General features: G+C 48.6%; 12 protein-coding genes. 10 read left to right on the top strand and 2 right to left on the bottom strand.

Annotation, left to right across the window (positions count from 1 at the left end):
• Window positions 1-153 precede the first annotated feature (153 nt).
• The 5 genes from HWI92_RS00205 to HWI92_RS00185 all read left to right on the top strand — a co-directional run bounded on the left by HWI92_RS00205 (window position 154) and on the right by HWI92_RS00185 (window position 8993).
• A complete protein-coding gene (locus HWI92_RS00205; RefSeq protein ID WP_204664126.1) occupies window positions 154-1857 on the top strand; it encodes a sodium:solute symporter family protein in 1704 nt (567 codons plus the stop codon).
• Between the two features lie 395 nt (window positions 1858-2252).
• A complete protein-coding gene (locus HWI92_RS00200) occupies window positions 2253-3614 on the top strand; it encodes a TolC family protein (protein WP_204660204.1) in 1362 nt (453 codons plus the stop codon).
• Between the two features lie 34 nt (window positions 3615-3648).
• The gene (locus HWI92_RS00195; RefSeq protein WP_310589503.1) at window positions 3649-4743 is read left to right on the top strand and encodes an efflux RND transporter periplasmic adaptor subunit; all 1095 of its coding nucleotides are present in this window, start codon (window positions 3649-3651) and stop codon (window positions 4741-4743) included.
• Between the two features lie 38 nt (window positions 4744-4781).
• Entirely contained in the window at window positions 4782-7946 is a 3165-nt protein-coding gene (locus HWI92_RS00190; protein ID WP_204660202.1) for an efflux RND transporter permease subunit, read from the top strand.
• 144 nt (window positions 7947-8090) lie between these two features.
• Entirely contained in the window at window positions 8091-8993 is a 903-nt protein-coding gene (locus HWI92_RS00185) for a bestrophin family protein (protein ID WP_204660201.1), read from the top strand.
• Window positions 8994-9050: 57 nt separating this feature from the next.
• Here HWI92_RS00185 and HWI92_RS00180 read toward each other — a convergent pair whose 3' ends face one another.
• On the bottom strand, window positions 9051-10445 hold the full coding sequence (locus tag HWI92_RS00180) for a DUF4270 family protein (protein ID WP_204660200.1): 1395 nt from the start codon (window positions 10443-10445) through the stop codon (window positions 9051-9053).
• A 484-nt stretch (window positions 10446-10929) separates the two neighbouring features.
• On the opposite strand from HWI92_RS00180, the gene HWI92_RS00175 reads away from it, so the two are divergent.
• Together HWI92_RS00175 and HWI92_RS00170 are read left to right on the top strand one after the other, a co-directional pair.
• Window positions 10930-11958 (top strand): Kelch repeat-containing protein, encoded by a 1029-nt coding sequence (locus HWI92_RS00175; protein ID WP_204660199.1) that lies wholly within the window; start codon window positions 10930-10932, stop codon window positions 11956-11958.
• 32 nt (window positions 11959-11990) lie between these two features.
• Window positions 11991-12293 carry a DUF4907 domain-containing protein gene (locus tag HWI92_RS00170; protein WP_229248634.1) on the top strand — a complete coding sequence of 101 codons (303 nt, stop codon included), beginning with the start codon at window positions 11991-11993 and terminating at the stop codon, window positions 12291-12293.
• On the opposite strand, the gene HWI92_RS00165 is transcribed toward HWI92_RS00170, so the two are convergent.
• The gene (locus HWI92_RS00165; RefSeq protein ID WP_204660198.1) at window positions 12290-13363 is read right to left on the bottom strand and encodes an endonuclease/exonuclease/phosphatase family protein; all 1074 of its coding nucleotides are present in this window, start codon (window positions 13361-13363) and stop codon (window positions 12290-12292) included. The genes HWI92_RS00170 and HWI92_RS00165 overlap by 4 nt on opposite strands.
• A 147-nt stretch (window positions 13364-13510) precedes the next feature.
• On the opposite strand from HWI92_RS00165, the gene rimP reads away from it, so the two are divergent.
• The 3 genes from rimP to infB all read left to right on the top strand — a co-directional run bounded on the left by rimP (window position 13511) and on the right by infB (window position 18482).
• Complete coding sequence (gene rimP, locus HWI92_RS00160; RefSeq protein ID WP_229248632.1) at window positions 13511-14011, top strand: ribosome maturation factor RimP; 501 nt, start codon at window positions 13511-13513, stop codon at window positions 14009-14011.
• Window positions 14012-14094: 83 nt separating this feature from the next.
• Window positions 14095-15336, top strand: a complete 1242-nt coding sequence (gene nusA, locus HWI92_RS00155; protein WP_204660197.1) for a transcription termination factor NusA — start codon at window positions 14095-14097, stop codon at window positions 15334-15336.
• A 71-nt stretch (window positions 15337-15407) separates the two neighbouring features.
• Window positions 15408-18482 carry a translation initiation factor IF-2 gene (gene infB, locus HWI92_RS00150; RefSeq protein WP_204660196.1) on the top strand — a complete coding sequence of 1025 codons (3075 nt, stop codon included), beginning with the start codon at window positions 15408-15410 and terminating at the stop codon, window positions 18480-18482.
• Window positions 18483-18552: the final 70 nt, after the last annotated feature.

Genomic DNA, 18552 nt, shown 5'->3' with positions numbered 1-18552 from the left:
ACCGGCAACCACCATGACCCATTCCCCAAGCGACCCGCGCGAGCGTGACGGTCTTCCGCCTTTTGCCAGCAGCTGGAAACAGCTGTATATATGGATGATCGCAACCCTGTTGCTGCTGATAGTCGTTTTCTATTTTATCATGACGCATTTTCAATGAACCCGCTGGACTGGATTGTACTCTCGCTTACGCTCATATTCGTTGTATCATACGGGATTTATAAAAGTCGGGAAAAGCACACGATGGACTCGTTCCTGCTGGCGGATCAGTCGCTGCCGTGGTACCACGTAACCTTGTCGCTCATGGCCACCCAGGCCAGTGCCATTACTTTTCTTTCCGCTCCCGGCCAGGCGTATACAGACGGTATGCGTTTCGTGCAGTTCTACTTCGGGCTGCCGCTGGCGATGGTGGTCCTCTGCATCACATTCGTGCCGAAGTTTGGCCAGCTCAAAATCTTTACGGCTTACGAATTCCTGGAAAAACGGTTTGATCTTAAAACAAGAGCCCTGACTTCCTTTCTCTTTCTGCTGCAGCGCGGACTATCAACCGGGCTCTCCATTTATGCACCTTCCCTGATACTGTCGGCCATACTGGGGTGGGATATTACATGGACAAATATTATTTCCGGCGGCATTGTAATGCTTTATACCATTGCAGGCGGCAGCAGGGCTGTGTCGTACACCCATCAGCAGCAAATGGCCATCATCACGATCGGGATGGTGGTGGCAGGGTACCTGGTTGTTTCATACCTGCCCGCAGATGTCTCGTTTACGGATGCGTTGCATGTAGCGGGTAAAATGGGCAAGGTTAATCTGATTGACTTTACGTTCGACCTCAACAACCGGTACAATGTGTGGTCGGGGCTTATCGGCGGCTTTTTTCTCCAGTTATCCTATTTCGGGACAGACCAGTCGCAGGTAGGACGCTTCATGACCGGCAGTTCGCAGGGGCAAAGTAAGCTTGGCCTGGCAACAAACGGACTGCTGAAAATCCCAATGCAGTTCCTGATCCTCCTCGTGGGTGTACTGGTGTTCGCATTTTACCAGTTCAAAACCCCGCCCCTGTTTTTTGACCAGACAGCTGTGGACAAGGTACGCAACACCGAATATGCATCGGAATACGCGGCCCTGGAAAAACAGCACGAGCTGATCCAGGGCAAAAAACGAGGGCACGTAATGACACTGACACAGGCACTGCGGGATGACAATGAACAGCAGATCGCGCAGTCGAGGGAGGTACTTGCGGGTATGGAAGCGGAGGTAAAATCAGTTCGTGAAAAAGCCACTAAAATACTTTCCCGGGCTAATAAAAGCGAGATCAACGATGTGAATTACATTTTCCTGCGCTTTGTGATCGATTACCTGCCGGTGGGCATGGTAGGACTGCTGATTGCGGTAATCCTGCTGGCCTCCATGGGCTCCGTGGCCGCTGCCTACAACTCGCTGGCATCCTGCTCCATTGTAGACATTTATAAAAGGATTATCCGCAAGGACGAAGACAACCGGGACTATGTACAGGCTTCGCGCTGGGCCACGTTCTTCTGGGGTATTTTCTGCATTGCCGTCGCACAGTATGCGTCGCGGCTGGGGAGTATGATTGAAGCGGTCAACATCCTGGGTTCGCTGTTTTACGGAGTGATCCTGGGGATTTTCCTGGTGGCGTTCTATTTCGAAAGCATCGGCAGCCGGGCCGTGTTCTGGGGAAGCGTACTGGCGGAAATATTCGTGATCATCAGCTTCAAGCTCAACCTTACCGCATTCCTTTGGCTGAATCTCATCGGCTGCATGCTCGTCATTGCCTTTGCCTGGATCATAGAAAAGCTGGCGCCTGAGCCGGCCAAGGAGGGAGACGTTGTTTAGTACCAATGTATGTACCAGCGGTTACATAATCATTTTTTACATAAATGATTGACGTCGGGTACTATCCTGTCAAGAGGTACTATTCTTTTAAAAATTTATCCTTTTTCAAGAATTCATATATTTTAAGCCATTTTTTAGGACTTTATATGAAACTATTCCGGGTTATTAATGCTTTGCAAAGTATGGATCGGTACGTGCAATGGTAATACCATTGACATGTCACCGATTTTTTCAGTTAATTTAACCTGACCCGGTTTATGTCGTTTTCCTCCGATCCAAGCTCATCCTGGATTAACTATTCATTCATTCCGACTGACAGCTGACGTGGTGTTCCTCCCAGGTTCCAGCCGGTGACCCGTCGGTTTACATTCTATCTATCCAAAAATAAGTTTTACATGAATTATTGGTCTAAGCCACAAAAAACAATGCGTTTGGCGCTTAGCTCGGCATTCCTCCTATTCGTTTCATTTTGTCCTGTTTTTGCGCAGGATATCAGGGAAGGCACCAAAGATGCACCTACCCTACAGAATGCAACCCTCCCGGAGGTAGTTGACTACGCCCTGAAACACCAGCCGGTGATCCAGCAGTCGCTGATCGATGAGCGCATTACAGATGAACAGGTACGCAGCAGGTTGGCTGACTGGTACCCGCAGATCAGCGCTAACTACAATTTACAGCACAACTTTATCGTGCAAACCAGCATTATCGCCGGCAATCCTGTAAAGCTGGGTGTCAAAAACATTTCTTCTGCTCAGTTTACATTGTCACAGCAGATTTTCAACCGGGATGTGCTGCTGGCCAACCGTACGCGCAGAGACGTACTCCTTCAGGCCAGCCAGAACACCTCTTATAACAAAACCGACATTGCGGTAAATGTATCCAAAGCTTTTTACGATGTACTGGCTACTTCACAGCAGATCGACGTGGCCGAAGAGGATATCGTCAGACTGGAAAGAAGTCTACGCGATGCTGAAAATCAATACAAGGCCGGGGTTGCTGACAAGATCGACTTCAAGCGCGCGACGATTTCGCTGAACAATACGAAAGCGAACAAAAAAGCCAATGAGGAAATACTGAAAGCCAAAACAGAATACCTGAAAACCCTGATGGGCTATCCGGTGGATCAAGCGCTGGAGATCAGCTATGATACCCTGCAGATGGAACGCGAAATCACCCTGGATACCCTGCAGACGGCTGATTTTACAGGAAGAATCGAATACCAGCTTCTTGCCACACAGAAAAAATTACTGGAAGCAAATCTACAGTACAACAAATGGAGCTACCTGCCCAACCTGTCGCTGAACGGAGCCTATAACCTGAATTTCCAGAACAACCAGTTTTCCGAGCTCTACGGGACCAATTATCCCAACTCATTCGGCTTGTTTACACTGTCCCTGCCGCTGTACCAGGGTGGAAAACGCAAGGCCAATACCCGCCAGGCCGAGTGGCAGATCAAGCGCGTGGACTGGGATATCAAGGGATTGCAGATGAATGTAAATTCCGAGTATGCCACCGCACTGGCCAACTACAAAGGCAACCTGACCAACTTACTTGCGCAGAAGGAAAATGTGGATCTGGCCCGGGAAGTATACGATGTATTGCAGCTTCAATACAAATCAGGTATCAAAACCTACCTGGAAGTAGTAACCTCCGAGACTGACCTGCGGCTTGCGCGCATCAGCTACTACAATGCATTGTACCAGGTACTTGCCAGCAAGATCGACGTACAGCGGGCCCTTGGCCAAATGAATTATTAATCTGAAAATACAGGATGATATGTTTTTAAATACCATGAAATATTACTCAGTTGTTCTGACCGCACTGGTACTCTACGCCTGCGGCAACAAAAACCAGCAGCAGCAACCCGCAGGCCCGCAAGCCATCCCGGTAGCGCTGGAAGTGGCTAAGACCGCAGAAGCAAGCTACTATGACGAATATCCCGGTACCATCGTACCATTGAACGAAATTGAACTCCGCCCGCAGGTGACCGGATTTATTACCGGCATCCATTTTACGGACGGATCCCGGGTTCGCAAGGGCCAGCTTTTGTATACCATTGATGCTCAGCTTTATACTGCCAATTACGACCAGGCCGTGGCCAATGCAAATGTGCAGGAAGCCAACCTCGTTCGGGCACAGAAAGATGCTGACCGCTACCATGAACTTGAAAAAAATGATGCAGTTGCCAAGCAGCTCGTGGACAATGCGGATGCGGCGCTCGAAGTAGCCAAAAGACAGGCTGAAGCCGCCAAAGCAAATATCCAGGCAGTACAGACGAGTGTTCGTTATACTAAGGTAGTTGCACCGTTTGACGGGGTGATCGGCATTTCTGCCGTGAAAGTAGGCGCGCCGATCTCGGCAGGACAAACTGTTCTGAACACCGTATCCACCGACACGCAGCTTGCTGTGGATTTCAATGTGGACCAGAAGGAAATTTACCGCTTTACGAACCTGATGAAGAGTCAGAAAGCCAATGATTCCACATTCACATTGAAATTCGGCACGGACGTGTATCCTGCAAACGGAAAAATTGCGCTGCTCGACCGTGCAGTGGATCCGCAGACGGGTACTATTAAGGCACGTCTTATTTTCCCGAACAAGGATAATCAGCTGCGTGCAGGTATGACAGGAACCGTGCGGGTGCTGAACAATGCCGCCGCCAAGTCTATCGTGATTCCTAATAAGGCTGTAACCGAGCAGCTGGGTGAATTCTTTGTGTATGTACTGGGTGACAGCAGTAAGGTCAGCCAGCGCCGCGTGGAGCTGGGTACTGCGATCGGAGCCAATATCATTGTGAAAGAAGGATTGAAAGAAGGAGAAAAATTTGCGGTAGAAGGGGTACAAAACCTCCGGGAGGGCGCAGTGGTACAGGAAAGTAAAAAGTAATCCCTCCTATCCTACCAACTTATAATAACTCGTAGAAAATGATTGCAGACGTTTTTATAAAAAGACCCGTAACAGCTATCGTATCCTCGATTGTGCTGGTGCTGGTCGGGATTATTGCCCTTACCACTCTGCCGGTGGCGCAATATCCCGATGTAACCCCGCCCACGGTATCCATTACCGGCAACTTTACAGGTGCGGATGCCCAGACGGTGGAGCAGACCACGACAACGCCCATTGAAACCCAGATTAACGGTGTGCCGGGCATGACCTACATGTCCAGCAACAGTACCAGCAGCGGACAAAGCAGCATTAACGTAACGTTTGATGTGGGTACTGACGTAAACATTGCCGCCCTCGACGTTCAGAACCGCGTAAGTGTGGCGGAACCGACGCTGCCGGATGCGGTAAAAAGACTTGGACTTACCGTAAGAAAGCGGCAGCCGAGTATCATGCTTGCGCTCGCCCTCTACTCGCCCAAGGGTACGCACGATGCGCAGTTTATCGGTAACTATGCCAACATTTACCTGAAAGATGCATTGCAGCGGGTGAAAGGTGTAGGTGATATCATTTCGCGTGCAGACGATTTTGGTATGCGGATCTGGCTTAATCCTGATAAGCTCGCCAGCCTCCGGATGACGCCGTCGGATATTTCAGCGGCCCTGTCGGAGCAAAACCTTCAGGTAGCAGCGGGAACGATCGGTGGTACGCCCCAGCCCAATCAGCAAAGCTTTGAATACAGCGTACTGACCAACAGCCGCCTGAATACCAAGCAGCAGTTTGAAGATATCATTGTTCGCTCCTCTCCTGAAGAAGGCAGCGTGGTGTACCTCCGCGACGTGGCCCGCGTGGAGCTTGGAAAGTTTGACTATGGCGTAAATGCATTTGTAAGCGGTAAACCGGCTGCATTCGTACTGATCTACCAGGCACCGGGTGCTAATGCACTTGACACCTATGAAGGCGTGATGAAGGCTTTGGAGGAAATGAAGAAGACCTTTCCAAAAGACATTGACTACGTGGTACCTACAGAAACTGCCACGGTTGTACAGGTGTCCATCGAGGAGGTACTGCACACATTTGCAGAAGCAATGGTGCTTGTGGTGATTGTGGTTTTCCTGTTTTTGCAAAACTGGCGTGCAACGCTCATCCCTATCCTTGCGATCCCGGTATCACTGATCGGTACCTTCATTTTCTTTATCCCGTTTGGTTTTACCATCAACACCCTCACGTTGTTTGCATTCGTACTTGCTATCGGTATTGTAGTGGATGATGCGATTGTGGTTGTCGAGGCAGTTCAGCATTATATTGATGAAAAGAAAATGTCTCCGAAGGATGCAACGGTCCAGGCGATGAAAGACATTTCGGGTCCTGTAATTGCCATTGCATTGATCCTGGCTGCGGTGTTTGTTCCGGTAAGCTTTGTGCCTGGTATTGTGGGCCGGCTCTATCAGCAGTTTGCGATTACGATTGCCATTTCGGTATTGCTTTCGGCCTTTGTGGCACTTTCGCTGACGCCTGCATTGTGCTCGATCATGCTGAAACCTACCAAAGATGAGAATGACCGGAAAAACTGGCTTGAAAAATTCTTCGACAGGTTCAACCGCTGGTTTGAACGCGTAGCGCACAGCTATACCCGCGGCGTTGCCAAATGGATCAAAGCCACACCGCTGGTGCTGGTCATGATGGTTTGCCTTTTTGTAGGTCTTTTCTTTTTGTTTAAAAATAAACCCTCGGGCTTTATCCCGGTCGAGGACGAAGGCCGCCTGTATGTTACCTACGAAATGCAGGAAGCCACTTCCACAAACCGCAACGTGGAAATGATCAAAGACATCATGCAGCGCGTATCTTCCATTCCCGAAGTGCGGGTAGTGGGTGGATTGGCCGGGCTGAACATCATCAGCTTTTCCAACAAGTCCAACGTGGGTACCATGTTTGTCAACCTGAAACCGTGGGCAGACCGTAAAGGTGCGGAACACCATGTACAGGCTGTGATCAAGGAAATCCAGAAACGTACCGCCGACATCAAGGAAGCGAGGGTACTGGCCATTGCGCCGCCGGCAATCCCGGGTCTGGGTGCCACCTCCGGTTTTACATTCCAGTTGCAGCAGTCAACCAGTACCGACAACATTCAGCAGTTTGAAGGTGTGGTGCGCAACTTCCTGGGTGCTGTTAATAAACGCCCCGAGATTGCAATGGCTTATACCTTTTTCAATGCAAGAACACCAAGTTACCAGATTGATGTAGACCGGGATAAAACCAAAAAGCTCGGTGTGCAGGTGAATGACGTGTTCAGCTCGCTGTCCACTTTGCTGGGTAGCTCCTATGTCAATGACTTCAACCTCTACGGACGGAACTTCCGCGTGATGGTTCAGGCGGACAGTACTTTCCGATCGTCGCTTGAAAAGATCCAGAGCTTTTACGTCCGCAACCGCCAGGGTAACATGATCCCGCTGAGTGCGCTGGTCACTTCCAAAGTTGTGGAAAACCCTGCATTGATCTCCCACTATAATATTTACCGGTCTGTCGAGATCAACGGAACACCAAAACCCGGATTCAGCAGCGGCCAGGCGATCACCGCGCTGCGGGAAGAAGCGGCCAAGCTGCCTGCAGGATATTCCTATGAATTTTCGGGTATGAGTAGTGAAGAGATCAAGGCCGGTGATAGTACTACAACGATTTTCGCGATATCCATTGTTTTCGTGTTCCTCTTCCTGGCGGCACTTTACGAAAGCTGGTCTATCCCGTTCTCGGTACTCTTTGCAGTACCTATAGGTGCGTTCGGTTCAATTTTAACCCTGACGTTCCTGCCTAATCTGTCCAATAACATCTATGCGCAGATTGGTCTGATCACGCTGATTGGTCTTGCTGCCAAGAATGCGATCCTGATCGTTGAGTTTGCCAAAGAGCGGGTGGATAGCGGCATGGAAGTGGTCAAGGCTACGCTGGAAGCGGTACAGCTTCGTTTGCGGCCCATTATCATGACTTCACTCGCCTTTATCCTCGGCGTACTTCCGCTTGCCTTTGCAAGCGGCGCAGCGGCCGAGTCGAGGAAAACGATCGGCTGGACGGTATTCGGAGGTATGCTTGCGGCTACGTCCCTCGCAATTTTCGTAGTGCCGGTACTCTTTGTAGCCATTGAAAAATTGGTGACCAAGAAAAAACATCCGGTAGATGAAAACCCCGGTTCAGTGGAAGTACCTGCCTGATTTCCCAAGCAATAAAAAGCGCGGGACAATGGATGAATTATATCCATTGTCCCGCGCTTTTTTATTACAGTTTAAAAATTCGCAGGCCGCTATAGACGGAGGTAACAAATTTTTACGGACATTCTCCGAAAATTTTCCGCTCCTATGTACGTCAAACAGGTATTTTCGATATGGCGCCTCCTGCAGGGCATTTGGGCCGGTGTACTGGCGGTAACCATTTACTCGACCCTCGTATTCTACCTCTATACTTACGAAAACTGGCATTTCCTTTCATTTCCGGTCTCCATTATCACGATTTTAGGCACCGCACTTTCGCTGCTGCTGGGTTTCAGGACCAACTCGGCCTACGACCGGTGGTGGGAAGCAAGAAAAGTATGGGGAGCAATCGTCAATGACAGCCGCACGCTCGTGAGGCAGGCAAGTGCATTTATAACAACAGAAGAAAAGGAGAAGAAAGAACTCATTTCCAACATTGCACATCTGCAGATTGCCTGGTGCTATGCGCTTACCAACAGCTTGCGGAAGGAGGCAGTACTGGTGTATGCAGATCTTCATCTGAATGCCGAAGAACATGATTACATTTCCAGGCAGGACAATATTCCCAATGCGATTCTGAACCTGATCCAGTTTAAGCTGTCGGACCTGAACCGGGCGGGAAAGCTCGAAACCCTTCTTTACCAAAACATAGACTCTACCGTGCAGCGGCTATGTGATGCGATGGGAAAATGCGAGCGTATCAAAAACACGGTATTTCCCACTCAGTACAGCTTCTTTGTCATTTTTGTGATATTCATCTTTACGCTCATCCTTCCTATGGGCCTGGTGGAAAGCATCGGACGGATTTCAATTCCGGTCACTTTTACCATTTCCTTCCTGTTCTTTTATGTAGAGTGGATCGCGTACATCATGCAGAATCCGTTTGAAAACGGCCCGAATGACATTCCCATGACCACGCTTTCCAGAACCATCGAAATCAACCTTCTTCAGATGATCGATGCACCGAAAATTCCCGAAAAGATACTGCCGAAAAAAGGGGTAGTTATGTAAAATGCAAATATCCCGGCGGAAGCGCCGGGATATTTGCATTTGATGTTTAAGCTCTTTTTACTGGTCTACCTTTACATTGGTATAGTAAAGTTCCAGCTTTACACCCGGCTGCGCATTCTGCTGACTGCCGATCACGAGTCTGGTCACGCTTTTACCAAACTCTGTCCCTGCTTCCAGGTAAGCCACAGATGCTGTGCTAAACGGCGAAGTACGCAGCAAAAGCCCCGAGCCATCCGAAGTTCCGGTCGTAAGCAGGCTAGTTACAAACGTAGTCACGTCAAACAGGTAGTACTGGCGGTTGTTGAGTAAGTCATTGACGAGCGTTCCTGCAACAGCCTGAGAGCCTGTATTGGTAATCTGGTACAGCGGTGTGGCCAGCCCGTCGCTGGCATTGGTATATACCTGATTGTTTTTATCACAAAGGTAAACGTACAATGCATTTGGCGCCGGAAGCATGTCGGTGAGGGACGCCCTGAGTGGCTCAACACGCAGGAAAGCACGGTTGACTACGGTAAACTGGTCGTATTTCAACTGATCCACATAAGGAAAGTCGACTCTCGTCATAACCCCTACTCCGCCTTCGATAAACGACATATTTCCGGACTGGGATGCTGGCAGCGCAAGCCTTCCGGAAGGAAGCTTGGCGAGCTGTGTGCCGGCGCGGTCGGCCAGGATCTGGTTATAGCGGGCGGTCGTATTTAATACGGTTGAATCTTTGCGCACACCATCTACTTCCTGTACGTGGTAATGCAGTTGCACGGAAGCACTGTCGAGCCTGAAACCTACCACAGGACCATTGTCAGTGGCTCCCGGGGCAACCAAAAGGCCTTTTACAATATTGATCCAGTCATTATTGTTGTTGATCAGCTTGTTCTGGCCTTTTGAAAACAGATCTTTACCCAGTACATCCGACAGCTTGATTTTCAGCCAGGGCTTTGTACGGGGACGCGGTACTACCTTTACTTTCGCAATAGGTAGAATATCAAAAGGTGTAGTATCGTGATTGTAGTAAGAATTTTTATCCGTAATGTCCTGCTGCAAAGTATGCACGCTCAGGTTCATTGGCTTTGTTGTATCGCCATATACGTACTGGTCATAGCGCAATGCAAGGATCAGCGAATCGTAAACGGCAGTTTCAGGAACAGAAATGCCGGAGTTTGTAGTAGGCTGAAAGAAGGTAGATGCCTGAATTTTTCCAAAATAGGGATCCATGTAACGACCTACCAGGAGGCGGCTAGGGGCGCCGGTCATTACGGAGTCACTGCCCACGGATGAGATCATCACAGATGCAGTATCCGAAAACAATACTGAAAAGTTGTCCGGGTTGGGCTGTACGATGGATTCGATCTGATCCCCCCATTCACATCCTGCAAGGGAAGCCGCCAGTCCCAGTATGATCAGAAATTTATAAGCCCTTGAAGATTTCTTAATAAGAAATTGGTTGAATTTCATCTAACGCAAGACAGTAAAAAGTGCAAAAATATCAGATGCAATCTTAATTACAACATGATTCTGGTAATCAGGACAAAAATGTACTTCATGTTTGATTGCAACAAAAAGCCGTGCACCGGCGTAATGCCGATAAGAGAACGGATATGTATCGGTACGCAATGCGCATTCAAAAAGTGGCAAGTGTAAATGAAACGCCGAAGTTTGCCGGGTATTTTACCTTTCGAATTTGACCGCCCGGAGCAACCCGGAAAAATGCCTGTTTAAGCATTGCAGACAACATCGTGTGAAGGCATTACGTTGTGCAGGAGCAATCCTAAGTTTAGACAAAAAGTAACTTAGAATTTTACTTAGCAACATCAAGATGTTATGTTTGCAAAAATTTCAAAAAGGCTGAGCTGTTCAATGTCAGGGAAGTTTAGCTGAATTCTGGTAGTCTTACAAATAAACATTCATACGCAACAATTAGTCAAACCATACAGTTTACATGTTCAATACTTTAAGAAAGACATCGTTAGCCCTTCTGATTGCTTCTACTGCACTCGTTCAAATTAGCTGTAACAAGGATTCAGATCCTGATTTGCTGGGCAACTGGTACAGAACCGGCATTCCCAACTTTGGAGGATCTGCCAGGGCCCGGGCTGTAAGCTTTGTGATTGGCGACAGAGGATATATCGGTACTGGTCTGACCAACGAGACCGTGCCAAGAGTGAAGGATTTCTGGGCTTACAATGCCGGTACTAAAATATGGTCGCAGGTAGCTCCTTTTGCGGGCACCGGCCGTACAGATGCAGTAGCATTTGTAATTGGCGGAAAAGCATACGTCGGAACAGGTTATGACAATGTAACCACGATCGACAATGGTTATAAAAAAGACTTTTACTCCTACGATCCTGCCACCAACAAGTGGACAGCCGTAGCTGATTTCCTGGGCGGAACCCGCCAGTACGCGACTGCATTCTCCGTGAACAACAAAGGTTACGTGGGACTGGGATATAATGGAAGCGGTTTCTACCAGGATTTTTATCAGTATGATCCTGCCACTGACAAATGGAGTGAAATTGCAACGTTCACAGGCGGAAAACGCCGGGGTGCACTTTCATTCACACTCGAAAATAAGGCTTATGTAGGTTTTGGAACCAACAACTCCGGCACGGAAACCAAGGATCTCTACGTTTTCGATCCTGCGGGCAACAATGGCAGCGGTGCCTGGATCCGTACGGAGCACGATGATACTGATTTCCCGACCCGCTCACATGCACTGGCCATGGTAATCAACGGCAAGGCATATATAGTAGGTGGAAACGGAAAGTCTGATGCCTATTCTTATGAGCCGGGAACCAACACCTGGACCGAAGTATCCAGCTTCGCAGGTGGACAAAGAGGCTTTTCGGCCGGATTCGCAATCGGAAATACCGGGTATATGGGTACCGGAAGTCCTACCGGATCAAACGGATATGACGATTTCTGGGCATTTGATCCGAGTGTTGCCGCTAACGACGACGATAATCAGTGATCTCGATCAAGAGAAAACGAACTTTCCTGTTTTTGTTCATAGCCTTCGCTATTGCAGCCTTGTTCTTTTACAGAACAAGCTCCATAGGCGAAGGCTATGGTCGTATTAAGGTCAAAGCTTATCAGGTAACCGAAGGCTGGGGCTACCGCATTTATGATGATACAACACTGATCATTGAGCAGCCTGTTATTCCCGGCATACCCGGCACAGCGGGATTTAAGACCCGACAGGACGCGCTGAAAACGGGCGAGCTTGTTCAGCAAAAACTTTCCAGAGGTATTTTCCCCCCTACCATCACTGCCGAAGAGCTGGACAGCCTGGGAACCCGTCCCTAACGCAGCCGGTAAGTTCCCATAATTGGGTAATGGTCAGAATACTGTACCGTATCAAACGTCATGAAATTGGTAAGTTCGAGGCGATCGTCACTATAAAACTGGTGGTCAATGCGGATAAAATTGGGCGTGTGGTTGTAAGTAAAGCCAAAACCTTTTCCCTTCACCTCAAATGCATTAGAGAGTTTGCGCCGGAGCCTGCCGTAAACGTAACTGTATGCAGTTTCATTAAAATCTCCGCATACAATTACCGGGTATGGTGAAGACGCGATCCAGGTTTCGAGCGCATGAAGCTCCACTGCATGACGGTCAAATCCACGTTTCATCCGCCGGAGGATCTTGGTTCCTTCGCGTTTGAACCCCTCCCCTGTTCTTTGTTGTTTGAGCAGCGCCATATTCAGCGTCATCGAGAAGAAATGCAGCCCGATGACCCGCACGGTATCCTTCCTGATTTTCACATCTACCTGGATCATCCCGTTTTGTGAAATAAAAACCGTGTCTTTTGAAGCTATAATTGGGTACCTGGAATATACTGCCAGTCCCCAGTAACTCGGATCGGAGCGCTGACGGTTATTGTAAAAACGGCTGTGCCGGTACCCGCCATCGTGCAACACCCGGTTAATCTGATACAGCTTGGTGACATCCTCGTAGTACTCGGGCATGCATATGACATCCGCACCGGCATCCCTGACCCAGCGCTGCATTTGCCGGATATAACTCCTCATAGGCTTGTCGTGGTGGGTAGCATCCCGTTGAAAAGCTACTACATTGTAGCTCAACACCGAAAACGCATCGGAAGCCGGCTCAGGCTTGTTCCCAGACTGATAAGTACGCGGAAGAAAGACGGTGGCAACCAGCAGCAGCAGTATGGGAAGCCAGATTTTCCTGCGATCGAGCAGCACCCAGAAAAGTACCGCTGCTATATGCAAAAGGATGACCACCGGGAACGACATCATCATAAATCCGGTTATCCAGAAGTGGAACGGTGTCCAGAATATCAGGATGTAAATAAAGATAGTGTATGCTGCGAAAAGCTGGTAAACAAACCAGGCCGCTCTTTTAAAACCAGTCATTCAATCGACATTTTTTTTGCAAAAATACGCGAAGAAGGCCAATTAGGAAGACTCCTCCCGAACTTGTAGAAGTGATAAAATAGTTATACCTTTGCATCAAATTCTATTTTAATCGAATGATTGAGGGGGTCTTAACCCCTTTTTTATTTGCAGCATAACCAATACATGACGATAAAAGAGCGTTTGGAAGTTTTGCTGGAGCCGCTAATTGCAGAAAGTGACTGTTTCCTGATCGACGTAGTCATAAAGCCATCCAAGGCAAGCACGAAAGTGATGATCCTGGCAGACAGCGACGAAGGCATTACAATACAGCAATGCACATCCATCAGCCGGCAGCTGGCCAAGCAATTGGAAGATGAGGATATTTTCCCGGATGCGTATACATTGGAAGTTTCTTCTCCCGGGCTGGATCAACCCCTGGTTTTACCAAGACAATACAAGAAAAACATAGGCCGCAACCTGAAAGCCACACTTAAAAGCGGCGAAACAATTACCGGAACGATACAGGAAGCGAATGAAGCATCAGTACAGCTGCTGCTTGCACCGCCTAAAAAGAAGTCCAAAACACCGGTGACGGAAGCGGAACTGACCAGGACAATCCCCCTGGACGAGGTTGCCAAAGCAATGATAGAAATATCATTCAAATAAGATCAGATCGGGAAAAGCACGGCTTGTTCTCAATTATATAATATGTATAACTTAGTATCAGCAAAATATTCTATCAAATAGCAATGGATAGCGGAATATTAATTGAATCATTCGCGGAGTTTGCAAACTCCAAAAACATCGATCGGCCTACCATGATCAGTGTTTTAGAAGAGGTATTTCGTACTATGATTCGCAAAAAATATGGTACCGATGACAATTTTGATGTCATTATCAACCCGGAAAGTGGTGACCTTGAAATGTGGCGTACCCGTGAGATTGTTGATGATAATTCGGAAGATATCTGGGAATACAATAAAATTCCGCTGGCTGAGGCGCGCAGGATTCAGAGCGATTTTGAAGTAGGCGAAGAAGTTGCGGAAGAAGTTAAACTGGTGGAGTTTGGTCGCCGGCTGGTACAAACAGCCCGTCAGACGCTGATCCAGAAGATCAAGGACATGGAGAAGGAAATCATGTTCGAAAAATACAAAGACCAGGTAGGTGAAATGATTACAGGCGAGGTATATCAAACCCTGCGTCACGAAGTAATCATTGTGGATTCGGAAGGTAACGAACTTTCGCTTCCGCGCACGGAGCAGATTTCAAAAGACCGCTTCCGCAAGGGAGAGTCGGTGAAGTCAGTCATTCACAAAGTGGAAATGAATAATGGTTCTCCCAAAATTACCCTGTCGCGGACATCTCCGGTGTTCCTGGAAAGGCTTTTTGAAGTTGAGATCCCCGAAATTTATGACGGTATTATTTCTGTGCGGAGGGTTGTACGCGAACCGGGTGAACGTGCCAAGGTTGCGGTAGAATCATACGACGACCGTATTGATCCGGTGGGTGCCTGTGTGGGTATGAAAGGCTCACGCATACACTCGATTGTACGTGAACTTGGGAATGAAAATATAGATGTAATCAATTATACCGATAATCTGGAATTGCTGATCAGCCGTGCATTGAGCCCGGCAAAGGTAAGCTCCATGCAGATCGACCGCGAGAACAAGCGGGTGTCGGTTTTCCTTAAACCCGACCAGGTTTCACTGGCCATCGGAAAAGGAGGCCAGAACATCAAGCTTGCGGGCAAGCTGGTCGGAATGGAGATCGATGTATTCCGGGATATTGAAGAACAAAACGATGAAGACGTCGACTTGTCAGAATTCTCTGATGAAATCGATGAGTGGATCATTTCCGAGCTCCACAAAATTGGTCTGGACACTGCCAAAAGCGTGCTGGCCCTGAGCAAGGATGAACTGGTACGCAGAACTGACCTTGAAGAAGCAACCGTCGAGGAGGTCCTTGATATTCTGCGTAAAGAATTTGAATAAAAATACAGGTTGAACGGTCTGACAAGCGGTTCTTCCTTCAACGCAAAACTTTTTTTCTATTAATTGCTAATATGGCAGAAGATAAAATGATGCGCCTTAGCCAAGTGGCACGGATCCTGAATGTAGGTATAACTACAATCGTGGATCATCTGTCTGCCAAAGGGTATAAGGTAGAAAGTAACCCTAATACCAAAATTAATTCTGATCAGATTGAATTTCTTGCAAAGGACTTCAAGTCGGACGACTTGCGCTCTTCGCTTACTGCTAAACCAGCGCCGCCGGTAGCTGCTCCTGTTGAGCCGGTGAAAGAGGAAAAGGTAAAAAGCGACGTAGATGAAATTCTTTACTTCCGCAATGCGCCTGCCAAGCCTGTGGAAGAAAAGCCGGTAGTGGAAGAAAAAGCGGAGGCTTTCCAGCCAGCTTTTGAAAACCGCCTTCCGGGCATTAAAGTAGTAGGTAAGATTGACCTGGGCGCCAAACGCAGTGCGCCGGTAACTCCTCCTGCTGCCCCCGCCCCTGCTCCCAAAGCGGAAGTTCCTCAGGAACCCGTCCAGGAAGTTGTTAAAGAAAGTGCGCCTGTAGAGGCTAAAGAAGAACATAAGCCGGCTCCCGTCGCTGAACCAGTACAGGAAACCAAACCGGTAGAAGAAGTGAAGCCAGAGCCTGTGAAAGCGGAAGAACCGCAGCCCGAGAAAGCACCGGCTGCACCGGTTGCTCCCGTAGTGGAAGCAGTGCCGCAGCCTGTTGCCGAAGAACCGGCACCTGCTCCGGTTGTTGAAGCGCCTGCTCCGCCGGTTGCACAGCCTGCTGCTCCTGCACCTGCTGAAACTACGCCTGAAAATGAACCTTCCGAATTAATCGAAGCCAAAGGCGAACAGCTCCGGGGATTGCGGGTAGTAGGTAAAATTGAACTGCCTACCACACAGGCGAAGAAAAAAGACCCGGTTGCTTCCAGTGACTCGGCTGCTGATAAAAAACGAAGAAGAAAAAGAAAACGCATTCGTGATGGTGCACCTGTAAGCGGCGAAAACCGTCCTGCGGATGCTCCGGCAACTGCCGATCCAAACCGGCCGAAAGATCCGAATGCAGCACCTGTAAACCGCAATGCACCGGGCACAGGCAACCAGCAAAATAATAACAACACTGCAAAACCTGGCACCAACCGCTCGGGTAGTAACAATAATAACAATAGTAACAACAATACAGGTAACAACCGCCGCGGTACCAAACGTGAGGAAGTGTCTGATAAAGAAGTGTCGGACAACATTCGCGCTACCATGGCCCGTATGGGTGGTGGTAACACCCGGAACATGGCCCGTGGCGGAAAAGGCGGCAGAAGAAGAGACCGCGCAGACGCCAATGATGCCCACGGCTTCGGCGACGACGAAACAAAAGTATTGCGCGTAACCGAATTCGTTTCAGCGAATGACCTTGCGTCATTGATGGACGTGACCGTGCAGGAAGTTATTTCCGTATGTATGAGCATGGGTATGTTCGTATCCATTAACCAGCGTCTTGATGCGGAGGCGATCACATTCATTTCGGACGAGTTTGGCTTTGAAGTGTCGTTCATCTCTGCGGAAGAAGAAGTGCAGGGTGATGTGCAGGAAGAAGTTGACGCCGAAGAAAACCTGAAAGAACGTGCTCCTATCGTTACCATCATGGGTCACGTTGACCATGGTAAAACGTCGCTTCTTGACTATATCCGGAGTGAAAATGTAGCGAGCCGCGAAGCGGGTGGTATTACCCAGCACATTGGTGCATATAGTGTAATGACCAAAACCGGTAAGAAAGTAACATTCCTTGATACACCGGGTCACGAAGCATTTACAGCAATGCGTGCCCGTGGTGCGAAGGTAACTGACGTGGTTATTGTAGTGATTGCAGCGGATGATGCCGTAATGCCTCAAACCCGCGAAGCTATTAACCACGCACAGGTAGCTGGTGTACCCATTGTATTTGCATTCAGTAAAGTAGATAAGCCGGGTGCCAATACAGAGAAAGTGCGGGAAGAACTTGCCAACATGAACCTCCTCGTGGAAGAATGGGGTGGTAAATACCAGACGCAGGAAATTTCTTCCAAAACCGGCCTTGGTATCGACGAGCTGCTTGAAAAAGTATTGCTGGAAGCAGAGCTTCTTGAATTGAAAGCAAACCCAGACCGCCGTGCCATCGGTACCGTGGTAGAAGCATCCCTGGATAAAGGCCGTGGCTATGTGACTACAATCCTGGTTGAAACGGGTACGCTGAAAGTAGGTGATGTGGTACTTGCCGGAGCTCATTTCGGAAAAGTGAAGGCGATGACTGACTATCTTGGAAGACGCCTTAAAACAGCAGGACCTTCAACGCCTGTGCAGCTGCTGGGCTTGAATGGAGCTCCACAAGCCGGTGACCGCTTCAATGTATTTGAAAATGAACGTGATGCCAGGGATATTGCTACCAAACGCGAACAAATCCAGCGCGAGCAGTCGATCAGGACACGTAAGCATATTACCCTGGAAGAAATTGGCCGCCGGAAGGCAATCGGAAGTTTCCGTGAACTTAACCTGATTGTAAAAGGTGACGTGGACGGATCGGTTGAAGCGCTTTCTGACTCACTGCTGCAACTCTCTACCAATGAAGTACAGGTAAATATCATTCACAAGGCCGTAGGTCAGATTTCGGAATCGGACGTCAACCTTGCGATTGCATCTGATGCGATTATCGTAGGATTCCAGGTGAGGCCGTCTTCAAACGCCAAAAAACTGGCAGAGCAAGATCAGATCGAAATCCGCCACTACTCGGTGATTTACAATGCCATCGAGGAGATTAAGGATGCGATGACAGGTATGCTTGCTCCAACCATCGAGGAGATCATTACTGGTAACATCGAGATCAGGGAAGTATTCAAGATCAGCCGGATCGGTACCATTGCAGGATGTTATGTTACTGACGGCTATGTGAAACGTAACAACAAGATCAGGGTTGTCAGGGATGGTATCGTACTATTCACCGGAGAGATCGACTCCCTCAAACGTTACAAAGACGATGTCCAGGAAGTTCGCAACGGTTACGAGTGTGGTTTGAGCGTAAAAAATTACAACGATATAGAAGTTGGAGATATCATAGAAAGCTTCGAATTGCGTGAAGTAAAACGAACATTATAATACATGCCTTTTTAAAGGCTAAGCGTTCAAAAGAAAAAGCGACCCGGTTTATTCCGGGTCGCTTTTTTTG

Source organism: Dyadobacter sandarakinus, from assembly GCF_016894445.1.
Classification (GTDB): domain Bacteria; phylum Bacteroidota; class Bacteroidia; order Cytophagales; family Spirosomataceae; genus Dyadobacter; species Dyadobacter sandarakinus.
The sequence above is the reverse complement of the archived record's forward strand: the minus strand, read 5'-3'. Positions and strand labels throughout refer to the sequence as shown.